The sequence below is a fragment of the Burkholderia sp. MSMB617WGS genome, assembly GCF_001532025.2.
Classification (GTDB): Bacteria; Pseudomonadota; Gammaproteobacteria; order Burkholderiales; family Burkholderiaceae; genus Burkholderia; species Burkholderia savannae.
Genome location: NZ_CP013458.1, coordinates 690267 through 707625 on the forward strand (window position 1 = coordinate 690267; position 17359 = coordinate 707625).

At 66.0% G+C, this 17359-nt stretch carries 17 protein-coding genes; 14 read left to right on the top strand and 3 right to left on the bottom strand.

Features of this window, described 5'->3' with window-relative positions; translation table 11 throughout:
* The first annotated feature begins 1 nt into the window (after position 1).
* The 12 genes from WT60_RS23360 to WT60_RS23415 all read left to right on the top strand — a co-directional run bounded on the left by WT60_RS23360 (position 2) and on the right by WT60_RS23415 (position 9929).
* The gene (locus tag WT60_RS23360; protein ID WP_038743424.1) at positions 2–904 is read left to right on the top strand and encodes a phage tail protein; all 903 of its coding nucleotides are present in this window, start codon (positions 2–4) and stop codon (positions 902–904) included.
* The gene (locus WT60_RS23365; RefSeq protein ID WP_059642363.1) at positions 904–1110 is read left to right on the top strand and encodes a tail protein X; all 207 of its coding nucleotides are present in this window, start codon (positions 904–906) and stop codon (positions 1108–1110) included. Before WT60_RS23360 ends, WT60_RS23365 begins: the two co-directional genes overlap by 1 nt.
* On the top strand, positions 1098–2318 hold the full coding sequence (locus WT60_RS23370; protein ID WP_060355651.1) for a contractile injection system protein, VgrG/Pvc8 family: 1221 nt from the start codon (positions 1098–1100) through the stop codon (positions 2316–2318). Before WT60_RS23365 ends, WT60_RS23370 begins: the two co-directional genes overlap by 13 nt.
* Entirely contained in the window at positions 2315–2917 is a 603-nt protein-coding gene (locus WT60_RS23375) for a phage baseplate assembly protein V (RefSeq protein ID WP_038743429.1), read from the top strand. The genes WT60_RS23370 and WT60_RS23375 overlap by 4 nt, the downstream gene beginning before the upstream one ends.
* A 42-nt stretch (positions 2918–2959) precedes the next feature.
* Positions 2960–3211 carry a hypothetical protein gene (locus WT60_RS33925; protein ID WP_145986861.1) on the top strand — a complete coding sequence of 84 codons (252 nt, stop codon included), beginning with the start codon at positions 2960–2962 and terminating at the stop codon, positions 3209–3211.
* A 137-nt stretch (positions 3212–3348) separates the two neighbouring features.
* Entirely contained in the window at positions 3349–4431 is a 1083-nt protein-coding gene (locus WT60_RS23385; RefSeq protein ID WP_060355653.1) for a hypothetical protein, read from the top strand.
* Positions 4432–4433: 2 nt separating this feature from the next.
* Positions 4434–4871: a phage tail assembly chaperone gene (locus tag WT60_RS23390; RefSeq protein WP_231752025.1), complete on the top strand. Its 438-nt coding sequence runs from the start codon at positions 4434–4436 to the stop codon at positions 4869–4871.
* Between the two features lie 199 nt (positions 4872–5070).
* Positions 5071–5424 (top strand): GPW/gp25 family protein, encoded by a 354-nt coding sequence (locus tag WT60_RS23395; RefSeq protein WP_059670435.1) that lies wholly within the window; start codon positions 5071–5073, stop codon positions 5422–5424.
* Entirely contained in the window at positions 5421–6572 is a 1152-nt protein-coding gene (locus WT60_RS23400) for a baseplate J/gp47 family protein (RefSeq protein WP_059642355.1), read from the top strand. The genes WT60_RS23395 and WT60_RS23400 overlap by 4 nt, the downstream gene beginning before the upstream one ends.
* The gene (locus WT60_RS23405; protein WP_059576370.1) at positions 6565–7146 is read left to right on the top strand and encodes a phage tail protein I; all 582 of its coding nucleotides are present in this window, start codon (positions 6565–6567) and stop codon (positions 7144–7146) included. The genes WT60_RS23400 and WT60_RS23405 overlap by 8 nt, the downstream gene beginning before the upstream one ends.
* Positions 7146–9104 carry a phage tail protein gene (locus WT60_RS23410; RefSeq protein WP_060355654.1) on the top strand — a complete coding sequence of 653 codons (1959 nt, stop codon included), beginning with the start codon at positions 7146–7148 and terminating at the stop codon, positions 9102–9104. The genes WT60_RS23405 and WT60_RS23410 overlap by 1 nt, the downstream gene beginning before the upstream one ends.
* Positions 9105–9119: 15 nt before the next feature.
* On the top strand, positions 9120–9929 hold the full coding sequence (locus WT60_RS23415) for a tail fiber assembly protein (RefSeq protein WP_060355655.1): 810 nt from the start codon (positions 9120–9122) through the stop codon (positions 9927–9929).
* A gap of 286 nt (positions 9930–10215) precedes the next feature.
* Here WT60_RS23415 and WT60_RS23420 read toward each other — a convergent pair whose 3' ends face one another.
* The 3 genes from WT60_RS23420 to WT60_RS23430 all read right to left on the bottom strand — a co-directional run bounded on the left by WT60_RS23420 (position 10216) and on the right by WT60_RS23430 (position 14246).
* Positions 10216–10566 carry a hypothetical protein gene (locus tag WT60_RS23420; protein ID WP_059642350.1) on the bottom strand — a complete coding sequence of 117 codons (351 nt, stop codon included), beginning with the start codon at positions 10564–10566 and terminating at the stop codon, positions 10216–10218.
* A 242-nt stretch (positions 10567–10808) separates the two neighbouring features.
* Positions 10809–11639, bottom strand: coding sequence for a class I SAM-dependent methyltransferase (locus tag WT60_RS23425; RefSeq protein WP_060355657.1), 831 nt, complete (start codon positions 11637–11639; stop codon positions 10809–10811).
* A gap of 618 nt (positions 11640–12257) precedes the next feature.
* Complete coding sequence (locus WT60_RS23430; RefSeq protein WP_082759325.1) at positions 12258–14246, bottom strand: acyltransferase family protein; 1989 nt, start codon at positions 14244–14246, stop codon at positions 12258–12260.
* A gap of 752 nt (positions 14247–14998) precedes the next feature.
* On the opposite strand from WT60_RS23430, the gene WT60_RS23435 reads away from it, so the two are divergent.
* The gene (locus WT60_RS23435) at positions 14999–16423 is read left to right on the top strand and encodes a cytosine permease (RefSeq protein WP_059642344.1); all 1425 of its coding nucleotides are present in this window, start codon (positions 14999–15001) and stop codon (positions 16421–16423) included.
* Entirely contained in the window at positions 16420–17349 is a 930-nt protein-coding gene (locus tag WT60_RS23440; RefSeq protein WP_038743449.1) for an NAD-dependent protein deacetylase, read from the top strand. Before WT60_RS23435 ends, WT60_RS23440 begins: the two co-directional genes overlap by 4 nt.
* Positions 17350–17359: the final 10 nt, after the last annotated feature.

Here is a 17359-nt window from a genome sequence, read left to right on the forward strand (position 1 = left end):
TATGTTCGCCGTGCTCGGTGACATCCCATTCGATTTGGTCGGCTACTTCGACGGCTTCGACGCGACGTTCGGCGCCGACTACGCGGAGCATGCGCTGATCGACGGCAAGCCGCGTCTGCAACGGATCGCGGACCGGCTCGACGAGATCCGCATCGCACTGTCGTTTCACTATCGCTTCTGCGATCCCGAAGCCGAGCTCGCGAAGCTGCGCAACGCGCAGCGCGCGGGCCAGGCGATGGCGCTCGTGTTCGGCAACGGCGACTACAAGGGCTGGTTCGTGCTGACCGAAGTCCAGGCGACGCACAAGCAGAGCGAGCCTTCCGGCGCGGTGCTCGCGCTCGACGCGTCGATCACGCTGAAGGAATACGTCGGCGAGAAGCTGACCGCGCTCGCGCCGCCCGCGGTGCAGCCGAAGGTGCCGCCCGCCGCCGCGCAGGCGGTGTCGCAGACGGCCGCCGACGTCAAATCGGCGATCAACACCGTGCGCGGCGCGGTGCGGCAGGTCGTGTCGTACGCGTCGCAGGCGCAGGCCGCGCTGCGCACCGCTTCGGACGCGGTGAGCGTCGTGCGCGAGTTCAGGCACGATCCGATCGCGGCGCTCGGCCGCGCGCCCGGCGTGCTGCTCGACATCAAGCGCGCGGCCGAGCCGCTCGAGAAGCTCTCGCCGGCCGTCGCGGCCGTGACCGCGCACATTCCGGACGCCGCGAACATCCTGCGCGCGAGCCACGACGCCGCGGTTGCGGTGCAGGCCGCGTACAAGCCGCTCGCGAACGCGACGCTCGACACGATCGGCGACGCCGTGGACACCGCCGCGCGCGAGCTGTCGAACGCCGTCGACGCGATCGCCTCGGCCGCGCCGAGCGTGAGCAAGCTCGCGGCGGCCGTCGCCACACGGAGGATCTGATGTTTCTGACCCATGTCACGACCGAAGGCGAGCGCTGGGATCAGCTCGCCCATCGCTACTACGGCGATCCGTTCGCGTACGAGCGGATCATCGCGGCGAACCCCGACGTGCCGATCACGCCGGTACTGCCGAGCGGCCTCGCGCTGTCGATTCCGGTGATCGCGCGCGCCGAACTGTCCGAGGACCTGCCGCCATGGAAACGCTGAACCCGCTTGCGGCGCTGCTGCCGCCGGGCGTCGCCGACGTGCCGCGCCCGACCTTCGTGCTGACCTACGAGCAGAAGAACATCACGACCGACGTCGCGCCGTACGTGACGTCGGTCGCGTACACGGATTTCCTGTCGGGCCAGTCGGACGAGATCGAAGTCGTGCTCGAGGACGCCGACGGCCGCTGGCGCGACGCGTGGTATCCGGGCAAGGGCGACGCGCTCGCGCTGCGGATCGGCTACGTCGGCGCGCCGCTCTTGCCGTGCGGGCGTTTCGAGATCGACGAGCTGTCGTTCGACGATCCGCCGTCGACGGTGACGATCCGCGCGCTCGCGACAGGCGTCGCCGCGCCGCTGCGCACGGACCGCTCGAAGCCGTACGAGCGCACCACGCTCGCCGCGATCGCCGCGCGCGTCGCGAAGCGCAACCGGCTCACGCTGACGGGCAAGATCCGCGAGATCCGGATCGACCGCATCACGCAGTACGAGGAGCCCGACGTCGCGTTCCTCGCGCGGCTCGCGCGTGAGTACGGCTACGCGTTCAAGATCGTCGGCCGCACGCTCGTATTCACCGAGCTCGCGGACCTGCGCGACGCCGACGCGGCGCTGCGCTTCACGCGCGGCGATCTGAAATCGATTCGCCTCACCGACAAGATCAAGGACGTCTACGCGGCCGCGAAGGGCGGCTATCACAATCCGGCGACGAAGAAGCTCATCGTGTACGGCGTGAAGGACGGCAAGATCGACGTGGCCGGCGCGGCCGCCCAATCCGGCGCGGCCGGCGAATCCGGCGCGCCGGCGTCGTCCGGCCGCGACACGAGCGCCGACACGCTGCGCGTGACCGCGCGCGCGGGCTCGAAGGCGACGCTCGAGGCGCGCACGCAGGCCGCGCTCGACCGCGCGAACCTGCAGCGGACGACGGGCACGTTCGAGCTCGACGGCAACACGCGGCTCGTCGCCGGCAACGCGATCGAGCTGACGGGCTACGGGCGGCTGTCGGGCAAATATCTGATCGAGACGGCGCGCCACCGGATCGATCGCGGCGGCGGCTACACGACCGAGATCGAGGTGAAGCGCGCGTCGCGCGACGCGCGGCCCGACGGCGGCGCGCAGGCAGGCACGCAGCCCGCTCGGAAGCCATCCGCGAAGCCGCTGATCGCCTACGGCGCGGCCGATCCGTCATCCAACCAGACGAAGGACAAGCAATGAACGACACGCTCGACGCATTCGGCGCGACCGTGCGCTTCGGCACGGTGAGCGCGTCGAAGCCCGGCTTCGCGCGCGTGCGGCTCGCGGACCTCGGCAACCTGCGCACGATGTGGCTGCCGATCGCGTATCCGAAGACGCAGAACGACCAGTGCTGCTGGACCTACGACGAAGGCGAGCAGGTTGCGGTGCTGATGGACGGCCGCGGCGAGGACGGCGTGATTCTCGGCGCGGTCTACTCGGCCGCCGACAAGCCGCCCGTTAGCGATCCGAACAAATTCGTCGCGCGCTTCAAGGACGGCGCGACGCTCGAATACGATCGCGCGACGCACGTGCTCGCGTGCCGCGGAATGGCGCAGGTCGTCGTCGACGCGGGCGCCGAGATCGTGCTGCGCGCGGGCGCGAAGGTGACGGTCATCGCGCCCGAGACGGAGTTTTCCGCGAACGTGACGGTCAAGGGCAAGCTGACCTACGAAGGCGGGATGACCGGCTCGGGCGGCGGCGGCGCGAGCATCGCGGGCAACGTGAAGGTCGACGGCGACATCGACGCGACGGGCGCGATCATGGATGCGGGCGGCAACTCGAATCACCACTCGCATTGAGTTTTAATATCCTCCGAGCCGGGCGCGCGGCACCATGAGCGCATGACCCGGCTTACCGACATCCTCTCCGTGCACCGGCAGCCCGCCCTCGGGCGCGACGATTTCGTCGTTCGCGTTGCCGGCATCGACCAGGCCCATCGCGCGATGCTTCGCATCCCGAAGCGCCGCGATCCACGCAGGCCCGAGCGCGGGCCGGTTCCGACTCATTCTCTTCTCGACGTGCCGATCGACCGGGCGGAGCCGCGCTTCGCACGCGCCGCGCGCACGTTCCGGTCCGCATCCATCGGCATCTGAATTTGCATTCGCATCCGCAATCGCGCGCGCATCGGTGGCGATGCACGGCGAACGCGTGTGCGCAGCTTTCCGCGCGGCGCCGTGCAATCCGGCGGCGCCGCGCTTGACGACGGGTAGTACAACCTCAGGAGCAGCCTATGTCCAAGCTAGTCGAAACTTCCGAGTGGGAAGAAGAGATCTACCAGATCGAGATGTCCGATCCTGTCGAAGGCGGGCCGAACGGCATCTCGAACCGTCAGGCCAAGCAGCTCGGCAATCGCACGCTTTACCTGAAGCAGCAGGTCGAGCAGTCGCAATCCGGCTTGAGCGGGCACGCCGCCGCCGCCGATCCGCATCCGCAGTACGCGACGAAGGTCGATCTCGCGGACCGGATCGCGGCGCTCGTCGGCCAGTCTCCCGCAACGCTCGACACGTTGAACGAGCTCGCGAACGCGCTCGGAAATGATCCGAATTTCGCGACGACGATGGCGTATCAGCTTGCGAAGAAAGCGCCGCTCGATTCGCCGTTTTTCGTCGGGAGTCCGGGCGTGCCCACGCCGGCGCAGTTCGATACGGGGCTGGCCGTCGCCAATGCGGCGTTCGTGCAGCGCGCGCTCGGCAATTTTCAGGCGATCATGGTGCTCGACGCCGCGACCACGCTGACGCCGGCGCAGGCGGGGTCGGCAATCTCGTTGAACGACGGCGCGAGCGTCGTGCTGCCGCTTTACTCGGCGGTGAAAAGAGGCGCGACGTTTCTGTTCATGAACTCCGGCTCGATGCCCAAGACGATTTCGCGGCAGGGCGGCGACATATTCTTCGGACCGTCTGGCGGCTCGCTGTCGTCGACAGTGACGAGCTTCACGCTGCTGCCGGGCGACTGGGCGCTGATCTCGGCGGTTTATCAGTGGGAGATGATGGCCGGCTCTCCGCTGATGACGATCAACAACGGCGCATTCGAGTTCAGCCACGGGCCGACCGGCTACGAGCGTTCGCCCACCGGCAAGATCGAGCAATGGGGGCAGGGCGTGACGGATGCGAACGGGGATATCAACGTCGTCTTTCCGAAGCGCTTTCCCAACGCTTGTTTCAACGTGGCAGCGAATCACGTGGGCCTTGGCGCCGCGATGGTGATCGTCATCCACGGAAGCATGACGCAGGACGGCGTGAAATTGAGGGCTTTCAACGAGACGGGCGGAACGTATCCCGGCTGGCTCGTCTATTGGCACGCAACGGGGAAATGACGATGACGCGAATCTTGGCCGGATACGACACATTGGGATTCATTCGAACCTTCTGCGACGAACGATCGAAGCCGGACGGCCTGACGTTCGTCGAGATCACGCCGGAGCAGCACGCGATGCTGCTCGCGGGCGCGGCGGCGGGCAAGACGATGGCGGTGACGGCGGACGGCCATCCGCTCCTCGTCGACCCCGAGAAGCCCACGCGCAAGCAGCTCGCCGACGCGAAGCGCGCGGCGCGCGATGCGGCGCTCGCCGCGACCGACTGGCTCACGTCGCGCCACCGGGACGAACAGGCGCTCGGCGACGGCACGACGCTGACGCCCGACGAGTACGCGCAGCTGCTGCGATACCGGCAGGCGCTGCGCAACCTCGGTGAAGCGTCGCGCTGGCCGAACGTCGATCTGCCGATGCCGCCGGCATGCGTCGCGACAGCGGCGTAGCGAACGGGAACACGGACGGGGCAGCCGGCTGCATCGCGGAGGCCCCGTGCGTTCCGCCACGACGAAGCGTCGCGCAGCCATGGCGCCGGACGACGACGTGCCGCCCCCGCCCTGCGCGTCTCGCGCTTCCTCCGCGCTCGCCGCGCGCTTTTAAGCTTCGTTAATATCCCTTCGCCCGGCCGCGCGGCAACATGAGCGCATGACCCGGCTAACCGACATCACCTCCGTTCACTGGCAACCCGCCCTCGGCCGCGACGACGTCGTCGAAGGCGTTGCCGACATCGATCAGGCCATCCGCGTGATTCTCGGCACCCCGAAGGGGCGCGACCCGCACCGGCCCGACTTCGGCTCGAACCTGAGCCTCTATCTCGACATGCCGATCGATCGGGCGACGCCGCACCTCGTGCGCGAAGCCGTCGACGCGATCCGCCGTTGGGAGCCGCGCTGCGAGGTGGTCCGCGTGATGCCGGCGATCGACGCGGCGCACGAAACGCTGCGCGTGCAATGGCGGCTCGCCGACGGCGTGATCCGCGAAACCGAGGTGCCCCGATGACCCTATCCGAACCGAATTTCATCGACCGCGATCCGCAGGCGATCACGGCCGACATCATCGCCGAATACGAAGCGCGCACCGGCAAGACGCTGTATCCGGCGCAAGTCGAGCGCGTGCTGATCGACATCGTCGCGTACCGCGAAACCCTCGTGCGCGTCGGCGTGCAGGAAGCGGCGAAGCAGAATCTCGTCGCGTTCGCGCGCGCGCCGATGATCGACTATCTCGGCCAGCTCGTCGGCGTCACGCGCCTGCCCGCGCAGCCCGCGAAGACCGTCGTGCGCTTCTCGCTCGACGCGCCGCTCGCGTCGAGCCTGCTGATCGCGGCCGGCACGCGCGTCGAGACGAGCGACGGCGGCGTGTCGTTCGCCACCGACGCCGACGCGGTGCTCGCGGCCGGCCGCACGTCGATCGACGTCGCCGCGACCTGCGACACCGCCGGCGCGCTCGGCAACGGCTGGCAGCCGGGCCAGATCAACTCGCTCGTCGACGATCTCGGCGACGTCGACGTGAGCGTCGCGAACACGCAGACGAGCGCGAACGGCTACGAAGAAGAGGAGACCGAACGGCTGCGCGAGCGCATCCAGCTCGCGCCCGAGGCGTTCAGCACCGCGGGCCCGCGGCTCGCATACGTGTTCCATGCGAAGAGCGCGCACCAGTCGATCGTCGACGTGAGCGTGATCGGCCCCGAAATGGCGGCGCGCGACGGCCGGCTCGTGTCGGTCAACGGCGTGCCGCCCGGCAGCGTGCGCGTGCATCCGCTCGTCGACACCGGCCTGCCCGGCGACGACATCCTCGCGCGCGTCGCGCAAGCGCTCGACGACGAGAAGAAGCGCCCGCTCACCGATTTCGTCGAGGTGCGCGCGCCGAAGCCCGTCGACTACGCGATCGACGCGCGCCTCACGCTGTACAAGGACGCCGACGCGGGCACCGTGCTCGCGCAGGCGCGCGCCGCGGCGAACGCGTATCGCGCGAACCGCTCGGCGGGCCTTGGCCGCGACATCGTGCCCGCGCAGCTCACGGCCGCGCTGCAGGTGCGGGGCGTCTACGACGTCGACCTGAACGGCCTCGCGCTGCGCGTGCTCGCCGGCGACGAATGGGCGCGCTGCACGAGCGTGTCGGTGGTCGCGACCGGAGTCGCGCATGGCTGACACCCTGTTGCCGCCGCCGCTCGCGAGGGACCGCCGCTTCGCGGCGCTCGCGCAGCTCGCCGCGCGGCACGACAACATCGATCTGTCGCCGATCCTCGTCTACCTGATCGACAGCGTCGACGCGACGGCGCTGCCGCATCTTGCCGAGCAGTTCTCGGTGATGGGCGAGGACGGCTGGAGCCTCGCCGAATCCGACGACGCGCGCCGCGCGCTCATCAAGGGCGCGATCGAGCTGCATCGCTACAAGGGCACGCCGTGGGCGGTGCGCGAAGTGATCCGGCGGCTCGGCTTCGGCGAAGTGGAGCTCGTCGAGAACATCGCGCGCGTGTCGTACGACGGCAAGCGCCGCTACAACGGCTGGATGGTGCACGGCGATCCGGGCCTGTGGGCGGTGTACCGCGTGATCCTGCGCGACCGCGCGATCACGAACGACCAGGCCGCGCTGCTGCGCGCGACGCTCGCCGCGTTCGCGCCGGCGCGCTGTGAACTCGCGAGCCTCGAATACCGCGAAGTGCCCGTGCGCTACAACGGCGCCGCGCGCTACGACGGACAGTACAACCATGGGAGCAGCTAATGTCCAAGCTAGTCGAAACCTCCAAGTGGGAGGAAGACATTTACCAGATCGAGACGTCCGATCCCGTCGAGGGCGGGCCGGACGGCATTTCGAATCGTCAGGCGAATCAACTCGTCAACCGCACGCGTTACCTGAAGGATGACATCGAGCGCCGCGACAAGGGCCGCGTGCTGAAGGCCGGCGACACGATGGAGGGCCCGCTGCTCGGCAAGACCGGCCCGGCCACGCCGCACAACGAGCGCAACGCGGGCTTCGGCTTCGCGAACGATCCGGATACCGGCATGTTCTCGCCGAGCGACGGCGTGCTGCAGCTCGCGTCGCAGGGGCAGCCGGCCGTCGTGCTGTCGGGCGACGGCGGCGCGCGCGTCGGCGCGGCGGGCCCGGTGACGTTCGTGACCGGCAACGCCGAGCGCGTGCGCGTGACGAAGGAAGGGCGCACGCTCATCGGCACGTCCGACGACAATGGCCGCGATGCGCTGCAGGTGCGCGGCAACGCGTCGGCGTCGAACGGCATGATCGCGGGCGGGCTCGACCGCGGCGACGGCGGCCAGTTGCGCGCGTGCGGCAACCAGTACGGCGCGTTCATCCGCAACGACGACGTGTCCGTCTATCTGCTGTCGACGAAGAAGGGCGACCCGCTCGGCTCGTGGAACGACTGGCGGCCGCTCTCGTGGTCGCTCGAGAGCGGGAAGGTGGTCGTCGACGGCAGCGGAGCCGGCGCGGTGTTCGGCGGGGCGGCGAACGTCGCGGGGGATCTGATGGTCGGCCAGAACACGGCCGAAGGGCACGTCAAGCTCGGGCCCGTCGACGGCTATTTCTATACGAGCAAGGATTCGACGGGCTGGTGGTCGCCGACGATCGGCTCGTACCAGTACATGTTTGGCGACCGCACGTTCCGCGTCGACGGCAAGGCCGTCTGGCACGAAGGCACTCTGACGCCGCTCGACCTGAACCGCGGCGGCGCGTTGAAGGGCGATCTGAAGCTCGATCCGGGCGCGCGCGTCGTGCTCGCCGAAGGCTCGGTGGCGTTTCCGTCGCTGACGTTCGCGAACGACGGCGCGCCGGACACCGGCCTGTTCCACATGGCCGACGGGCATTTCGGCGTATCCAACAACGGCATTCAGACCGTGCATTTCTCGCCGGAAGGCACGTATTTCGACAGGCCGGCGTTCGGCAGCCACCCGGACGCCACCGATCGGTCGAACCGCTTTGCGACAACGCAATGGGTTGCCGGCGAAGTTGCATCGGCGATGATCGGTCAGATCGTCTTCGAAATGCGCACGAGCGCGCGCGCCGGTTATCTCAAATGCAATGGCGCACTGCTCAAACGTGCGGACTACCCGGCGCTGTGGGCATATGCGCAGGCGAGCGGCGCGTTGGTCGCCGAGAACAACTGGGGCGGTGCTTCCGCGAACTGGGGATGCTTCACGGACGGCGACGGCGCGACGACCTTCCGGATTCCCGAGCTTCGCGGCGAGTTCCTGCGATGCTGGGACGACGGCCGAGGCGGCGACGTCGATCGAAAGATCGGCACGTGGCAGGACAGCCAGAACCGGTCGCACGCGCACGGCGCGTCGGCGGACGGCGTCGGCGATCACAGCCACAACGCATGGACGGACAACCAGGGCTGGCACGGCCACCATGGATGGACAGCGGGCGTTGGCGATCACCAGCACATCGCGCCTTACTCGGAGGCGAACGTTCAGCCTTGGGGCGCGCATTCGCAGGGACAGGCCGGCTCGCACGGCGGCGTGGACAACGACAATCCGTGGGCTTACACGTCACCGTCGGGCGGCCACAACCATGAATTCAACACGGAAGGTGCGGGGACGCATGCGCACAACATCGGCGTCGGCGGCTCCGGCGCTCACAGCCATGCGATTCACGTCGCGGCCGACGGCGGCAACGAAACGCGCCCGCGCAACCTGGCCGTGCTCGCGATGATCCGCGCTTACTAATTTGAGGAGAACGACGTGCTTTGCAATCAATACGACAACTTGACCGGCCAATACGTGATCAGCTTTCTGGCCGACATCGACCCGATGAACCCGACGCGCTGGCTGATTCCCGCGTTCTGTGAGACGAAGCCGCTGCCCGAGCGCGCGCCGATGACTTGGCCGTTCTGGAAGGACGGCGACTGGGTGCTGCTGCCCGACTATCGCGGCGTACGCCTGTACCGCACCGACACCGGCGCGCCCGCCGAGATCACGAAGGCGGGCGTGACGCCGGAGGACGCGGGCCTGACGACGGCGCCGCGGCCGTCGGACGAATACGTGTGGCGCGACGGGACGTGGGTGGTCGACGCGGCTGTCGTCGCGCGCAAGGAGCGGCAGGCGGCGATGAACGCGTTCATGTCGCGCATGGAGAAGGCGCGCGCGAAGAATCTCGGCAAGGCCGACGCGCTCGCGGCGGGGCAACTCGACGCGTTCGAGCGCGCGCTCTTCGACGCATGGGCGCAGTATCAGATGAAGCTCGTGCGCGTCGTGGAGGCCGCGGATTTCCCGGCTTCGCTCGCGTGGCCGGCGGAACCGGATGAGGAGGCGATCCGCAAGGAGGTCGATGCGGTGCTTCGGGAGGAGAAGGAGGAGGAGAAGGAGGAGGAGAAGGAGAAGGAGAAGGAGAAGGAGAAGGAGAAGGAGAAGGAGAAGGAGAAGGAGAAGGAGCAAGCGGCGGCTGGCGGCGAGCTGGCCGACTCGGCTGCCCCGGGCGGGCAGGGCGCGCAGGCCGACTCGGCGGATCGCGTCGCCGCCGCTGCGGGGCTGGCCGGTCAACCGGCGCCGTGAGCGAAGCCGCCGCGATGCGGCGCGGTTCGCGACGGGGGCAAAGCCGGCGACGGGCGGTCAGGCGGCCGCCTCGAGCCGTCGAGCCGGCTTCGGCCTTTTGAATACGTGCGCATTGCGACGGCATCGCGCGAGGCAATCGCAGGCGAGCGTCGACGGCCGGCGCATCCGGAGGAGAGGCGGCGACGGGCGAGCGTGCCGCAATTGTGTTGCGGGGTGAGGAAATGCGGCGCTCGGGGATTTGTCGCGTGCGGGGGTGGGGGGATATTGCGCGGGGCTTCAGGCGGCCTCACACACGAATATCCGGATACCTCCCGAACGTGAACCGCATGTCGGGAATCGCCAGGCGTACCTGTCCCGCAGGCGCGAGCACGGAATCCAGTTCGATCAACCATGTGACGAGATCGGGCACGTGTCCGATCACATGCGATGCGACGATGTAGTCGACTTTCGGGCCGCCGATTGCTTCGCTCAGTGTGTTTTCGCCCCAGACACCGTCTATGTCGACGATCGCATCGTGCCGAATGGCGGCATCGCGTCGATATTTCCGCTTCAGTGTTGCCGTATCTGCATGGTCGACGTATAACACTTCGCCCATATCGCGTGTAACCAGCGGTTTGTCGAGCGGCGCGATCTCCACTCCGACCGCGCCTCGACATTTCAGTCCCCGTAGAATCGTCGCGCGCCTGTTCATTGCATTTAACTTCATTTTTTTGCAATGATAGCGCAATGTCGGGATACGCTCCGTTCCGGAAACTGGTCGTCATTGCCCCAAAGGCAATGTGAGATGGAAAGGCGAAATCACACTGAAATGACTTTGCGATTCGGCATCCGAATCAGGCACGGGGCCTGCTTGATCATTCGCACGGCTGAATGCGAATTTCAACGATGCTGCATTAGCAGGACGATTTGCTCGGTGGTCAGCACGTCTTCGTGATAAATGTCGGACAGTGCCTTTGGAATCGGCAGGTCCGTCTTCGTGCGATAGTCGCGAACGATCCGGAAACCCGCTTCTTCGATGAGGCGGCAGAGTTGTGGGGCCGTGACCTTGTTCAGCGTCGCATACGTTTCCCAAAGCGCCGCTCGCTCAGCTTCGACATCCGCCGTCAGCGGGATGTAGACCGACCATTCCGATCGAACATGGGCGGGCGTCTGCGGCGCTTGCAGAAGGCGCTCGTGAAAGTCATCCAATGGCATCGACAGGTGCGCCCAAGGTTCCGGTATCCACGGTCCCATGTGTGATCCGTTCGGCGAATAAAATAGCGGGGAGATCTGCAGAAAGAACGATCCGCCCGGCTTGAGTGCTGATTTAATCGATGCGAGAGATCGCATCAGCATGTCTTGCGACACATGCTCGAAAACCGACCACGTATAGACGACGTCGAAATCGCCGAAGCACGTGAGATCCGCGCCCGGTGTGATCCGCCGCAAGAACAGATTGTCCGGGAGCGCGTGCAGGCCGATTTCGCGCCGCGCGATCGGCAGGCATTGTTCGTGCACGTCCAGAATTTCTACGCCGACGACTCGCTGCACATCCTTTCTCAATGCCATTCCGAGCGCCATCGTGCCTTCGCCGCAGCCGAACTCGAGGACATCTTTCTTGTAGACGCCACCGGTTTCGGACAGCCATTCATCGACGATGTCCGGTACGGTCACGAACTTGGTTCGGTAAAGCGGATCGCGGATGGTTTCGATCGACCAGTCGCTAGTCATACGCAAGCTCCACACTGTTCTGCTGCAGGTTGGATATCTGAGTAGCATGTTCCAGCCGAACGCCCACAGGCGTTCGACCTTCAATGTCGCGACGAGTGAGGCCGGACATCGAAAAAGACAAATCGGGCAAGTCGGATTTTCGATGTTCGCCTCAACCGTGCAACGGAAATCAAAGGCATTCGCCGGTACACGCACATGACCGCATGACGAGCCGTGCGCGCGACGTCATTCGCGGTGTGCTGCACGCTGGTCGAACGTTTGGCGACTGGGCGTGCCGGAACGCGATCGGCGTGAATACCTCTGCGTTGACCGTACGCGTCGAACTGAATATTTCACGAGGCCCCCTCGGTTCTCAAGGGACGCCGGACGATGGCGCGCTTTCGGCGGGAAGCGGTTCGTCCGCGCGCGGAGCATGCGAAGGAGGCTGGCGATGTCGGCGCGACGCGCCGCCGCTGCGAGAATGTATCGACAGTCGTTCAACTCAGGCATCCGCGCTTTTCCTTGGTTGCGTTGGCATCGAATGCACTGCTTCGATTTCACGCGAGTGCTTCTGGCGGCGAAACGATGGACGGCTGCTTCGGCGTGGCGAGCGGACCCATACCGTGCGGCGCGAGTGAATCAGCGGACGGCCTCGACCAGCTTGGGAAGGAACGCGTGCGCGATCATCGTGCTCGCATAATCGGATACGTGGTCGCCGTAGCTGTAGAGGTAGTTGCCGTCCTTGCTGATTGGGCATGTGTCGTTGCGGATATCGCACAGGATCGGCGTTGCGTCCAGAACCAGGAGATTCGGGTGGTTCTTTTGCAATTGGTCGACCAGCACCCGATATTCTTTCGTCGTCTCGAGATGTTTGCGATAGCTGAGCGTGCATGCGTTCTCGTTCGGCGACGCGAGCGCGCGGACGATCCGGTATCGCATCGCGCTTCTTTCCATGCAATCGTGCGGGTCTGGCAGCGTCGGATTGTCCACGAGCAGGGCCACGCGTTTGCCGGCGCCTTCGAGCACGCGAATCGTGCCGTCGAGGCCGTGTAACGGTCCTTGCTTGTCGGGCGCGAGCGTCTGCGCATTTGCATAGTCGGGGCCAAACAGCATGCGGCTCGCCGTGGCGATGGTCACAAGCTTGATGTTGGGGTCGGCTGCAACGTGTTGTATTTCCAGTTGCGCGAACTGCGTGCAATCCTTCGGATTGTCGTCGGCATACGACGACGTGCGCACGATACCTGTCAACGGTACACATCCGCTACGATCGAAGAACTTCCAGCGCGAGTCGGGCTGCGATTCTCTTAGGAATCCCCAGATGACGGCTTCCGCCTTGCTGTCGCCGATCATCGCGAATCGCGGCGTGTTGCGTTTGTCGAATGCGCATACGGCGCCCTTCAGATCGTTTTCGGCGATGCCGCAGTCGGTGCTGATGAACTCGTGGCCCGCGCCGTGCGTTGCTGTCGCAATGTCGCCGTATCGGCTGTAGAGCTGGCTTGGAGCCTGCGGCGCCGCTAGAAAGACGAATGCGCCGATCGAACCTGCGACGAGCAGTGCGCAACTCGGTGTGGCGATGGCGATCATCCGGTTCGTGTGATGCCGCACGGGCGTTTCGATGAGCCGATAGGTCAGCCACGCGAGCAGTACGCTCGCGAGCAGCAATGCGATGCGCACCGGTGCAGCGGGTTGGGCGCCGGCGACGATCGCCGCGAACGACAGCAACGGCCAGTGCCACAGATACAGCGGATAGCTGATCTTGCCGATCCACACCATGATCGGGCGTTTGAGCGCCTGGTTCGCGAAGCCGTTGACGCCGCCCGCGATCAGCAGTGCCGCGCCGAGCGTCGGCAGCAGCGCGCGCCAGCCGGGATAGCTTTGTGCGCCATTCAGGCCGAACACGGCGATTGCGCACAGGATGGCGCCGACGATCGATGCGAGACTGCGCAGCGCATGCGGCGCGCGCTGCAGCCTATCCGCGTCGAGCGTCAGCATGCTTCCGATCATCAACTCCCAGAAGCGTGTGAAGGGCGAAAAGAACGCAGCGGACGGGTGATTGGCGACGAGGCCGATGTTCAGCGCGAAGGACGCCGAGAAGATCAGCATGACGGTCGCCACGAGCGCTGCGCGGCTCCGGTGCGTCAGGGCGAGCGCCAGCGGCCACAAGATGTAGAACTGCTCTTCGACGCCGAGCGACCACAGATGCAGCAGCGGTTTGAATTCCGCCGCGCGATCGAAATATCCCGTCTCGCTCCACAGCACGAGATTCGATACGAAGCCCGCGCCCGCGGCTATGTGTTTGCCGAGCTCGCGCAACTCGTCCGTGACGAGCACGCCCCAGCCTATCACCAGGACCGTCGCGAGCACGGCGACCAGCGCGGGGAAGATCCGGCGCGCGCGACGCGCATAGAACGTGGCGATGCTGAACCGATTGCCGCGTACTTCGTCGACGAGGATGCTCGTGATCAGATATCCCGAGATGACGAAGAAAATATCGACGCCGACGAATCCGCCCGAAACCACTCCGGGAAATGCGTGGAAAAGCAAAACCGACGTGACGGCTATTGCGCGTAATCCATCGATGTCAGGCCGGTATATCAGTGACGAAACTTTCGGGGGGGTGTTGGACATAACGGGTCGGAGGGGTAATCGATTTGTAATGCGAATAGTGAGCTGCTTCGTCCCTCGTGCGGAATCATGCCATTCCCACTGCGATTGGCACCTCTTAAATTGTAATGAAATGTAATAACTTCATATGTAATGATGTTCGATCCTTTAGGAAACCGGGATGGTTAGGGGGATGTGTTCGGAATATTTCTTACACATTTATTTCGGCGGGATAAGGCGGATTGTCGAGCGCTCCTTATATCGAAATGAACCGAGCCGGCGAATCGTGTCGTGACGGCGAGTGAGCCGACCGTTCAACGGCCGATACATGTCGATGATTTTGTTTCATGCTTCGCGAAATAACCGAAATTCATATGTGAAGTAAATTCGAAGTCACGAATGCCGAGATTGGCTCCCGAACGTAAAAATCAAACAATCACGTTTCTTGTTTCCTGCAAATTCATTCCTTCGACAAATGGTTATCGATGTGCGCTCGTCGAGTCGGCGCGCGATCGTGCACGTGCTTGCCGGTTGAATGTCGAAACGACGCTCAGCCCTTGGTGGGCGAATGGAATGAAAGACGATGAAATTCGCACTCGATCGGCGTCTTGAACGACAACGAACTTTGCCGCAGCGTACGTTGCATCGTCCGATAAAGGTGTGGTGCGCGATCGCCTGCCTCGGTATAAACCCGAGCCTCCGAAAGAGTTGTCTATACAATTTTGGGCGGTTAGGGTGAGCGCTCCGAACCTCAGACCATTCCCGGACCCGCCACCATGCCGAACGCCATCGACGCTCAACGCCGCCCGCTGCGCGAGCGCCGCACGATCGATTACATTCCCGACCACGAACGTCACGGCAAGCTGTCGAGCCAGTTCACGCTTTGGCTCGGCGCGAATCTGCAGGTAACGGCGATTGTCACCGGCGCGCTCGCGGTCGTGCTGGGCGGCGACGTGTTCTGGTCGCTCGTCGGGCTCGCGCTCGGCCAGTTGCTCGGCGGCGCGGTGATGGCGCTGCACGGCGCGCAGGGCCCGCAGCTCGGCCTGCCGCAGATGATCTCGAGCCGCGTGCAGTTCGGCATCTACGGCGCGGTGATTCCGCTCGTGCTCGTCTGCCTGATGTACGTCGGCTTCTCCGCGAGCGGCACCGTGCTCGCCGGCCAGGCGCTCGCGCAACTTGTCGGCGTCGACGACACGGTCGGCATCTTTGCGTTCATCGCCGTCGTCGTCGTGCTCGCGGTGTTCGGCTACCGGACGATTCACGCGCTCGGCCGCGTGTCGAGCGTGGTTGGCGTGATCGCGTTCGTCTACATGTTCGCGCGGCTCCTCGCCGGGCACGACATCGGCGCGCTGCTCGCGATCCGGCATTTCTCGCTGGCGAGCTTCCTGCTTGCGATTTCGCTGTCCGCGTCGTGGCAGATCGCGTATGGGCCGTACGTCGCCGATTACTCGCGCTATTTGCCGCGCGCGACGTCCGCGCGCCGCACGTTCTGGGCGATCGGCCTCGGCTCGGTGCTCGGCGCGCAGGCGTCGATGGTGTTCGGCGTATTCGCCGCGGCGCTCGCGGGCAAGCAGTTCGCCGGCCACGAAGTGCAGTTCATCGTGAGCCTCGGCGCGGGCGGCGCGGCGGCCGCGCTGCTCTATTTCGCGATTGCGTTCGGCAAGCTGACGATCACGACGCTCAACGCGTACGGCAGCGTGATGTCGGTCGCGACGATCGTCACCGGTTTTTCCGGGCGCGCGCAGATCTCACAGCGCGCGCGCATGGCATACGTGCTCACGATGGTCGCCGCGGTTGCGTGGCTCGCGCTCGTCGGCCGTCACGCGTTCCTGAAGGACTTCTCCGCATTCATCCTGTTCTTGCTCGCGTTCTTCACGCCGTGGAGCGCGATCAACCTCGTCGATTTCTACTGGGTGACGAAGGAGCGCTACGACGTGCCCGCCCTCTACGATCCCGACGGCCGCTACGGGCGCTGGAACGTCGCGGGCGTGTCGGTCTACGCGCTCGGCGTGCTCGTGCAGATGCCGTTCATCGCGACCGAGTTCTATACCGGGCCGCTCGTCGCGAAGCTGGGCGGCACCGACATTTCGTGGATCATCGGCCTCGTCGTGCCCGGCGTTCTGTATTATGTGACGGCACGCAGGCAGACCGCGCACGTCCCCGAGCGGTTGATCCTGCCGGACGAGCCCTCTTTGTCATGACCGATTCCGCCGTTTCGTCGCCGCCGCTTTCGCCTTCGGGCGCGGCTCCCCCAGCCGAATCGCACGCGCTCGACGCGCTGCACGCGTTCGTCGAGCGCCATCCGCGCCTTTTCGTGCTGACTGGCGCGGGCATCAGCACCGATTCCGGCATTCCCGGCTATCGCGACCGCAACGGCGCATGGATGCGCTCGCAGCCGATCCAGTACCGCGAGTTTCTCGAATCCGATCACGCGCGCCGCCGTTATTGGGCGCGCAGCATGCTCGGCTGGCCGGTGGTCGGGCGCGCGCAGCCGAACGCGTCGCATCATGCGCTCGCGAGCCTCGGCGCGGCGGGGCGGATCGCGCGGCTCGTCACGCAGAACGTCGACGGGCTGCATCAGCGCGCGGGCAGCGCCGACGTCATCGAGCTGCACGGCGGCATCGGCGGCGTCACCTGCCTCGATTGCGGCGCGCATCACGCGCGCGCGGCGATCCAGCACATTCTCGAAGCGGACAATCCCGCATTGCTCGATGCCGAAGCGGAGCCGGCCGCCGACGGCGACGCGCATCTCGAATGGCGCGCGCTCGACACGTTTCGCGTGCCCGCGTGCCCCGCGTGCGGCGGGCTGCTGAAGCCGGCCGTCGTGTTCTTCGGCGAGAACGTGCCGCGCGAGCGCGTGGCGGCCGCCGCGCGTTCGCTCGAGGAGGCGGACGCGATGCTCGTCGCGGGCTCGTCGCTGATGGTGTATTCCGGCTACCGGTTCTGCGTGTGGGCGGACGATCGGCGCAAGCCGATCGCCGCGATCAATCTCGGGCACACGCGCGCCGATCCGCTGCTGACGCTGAAGGTCGAAGCGTCGTGCGGGCAGACGCTCGCGGCGCTCGCCGCCCGTCTCGGGCTCGCGGCAAGCGGCGCGCGCGATGCGCGCGGCTCGCCTCACGTTTGACATATCCGAC